The following is a 532-nucleotide window of genomic DNA, read 5'->3' as shown; positions in this document are numbered from 1 at the left end:
ACGCCAGAAAAAAAAATCAGTGCCCAGAAGTATATGGAGAGGCAAAAAAATACATAAATGATCAGGTTGCTACGCAGCGGGGCTGATCCGCTCCAGAAAGATGAAGCGGCGCATATGGAGGGTTCGAAAAACCCCCTGGTATTGAGGTCTGCTCTGTGATTCCATTTCCCCTTAGTTGATTGGGGATGATGAAAGATGAAGCAGCCGGGTTTCTTTGATGTTGAAGAACGGCTTGCMCGCTTGAGCGGGCTTGGWGATCAGCTCGAAGCATTTTCCCGGACTGTGGATTTTGARGTSTTCCGCCCTGATCTGGAGGGTTCGAAAAACCCTTGGCTCTGAGCTGTTCTGTGTGATTCCATTTCTTCGGCGTTGATTGGGGATGCTGKAAGATGAAGCAGCCTGGTTTCTTTGATGTTGAAGAGCGCCTTGCTCGGCTGAGCGGGCTTGGCGATCAGCTGGAGGCCTTTTCCCGGACTGTGGATTTTGAGGTGTTCCGCCCTGATCTGGAGCTGGCTCTGGCCTATTCAGACGG

1 pseudogene is annotated in these 532 nt (G+C 51.4%); it reads left to right on the top strand.

Annotation, left to right across the window (positions count from 1 at the left end):
• Positions 1-389: 389 nt before the first annotated feature.
• Positions 390-532 (top strand): annotated as a pseudogene (locus tag KP705_RS16735) (IS5/IS1182 family transposase); the annotation flags it as partial.

The organism is Gluconobacter sp. P1D12_c (genome assembly GCF_018812105.1).
Taxonomy (GTDB): Bacteria; Pseudomonadota; Alphaproteobacteria; order Acetobacterales; family Acetobacteraceae; genus Gluconobacter; species Gluconobacter oxydans_A.
Note: the sequence above shows the minus strand (reverse complement) of the source record. Positions and strands in the feature narration are given on the sequence as shown.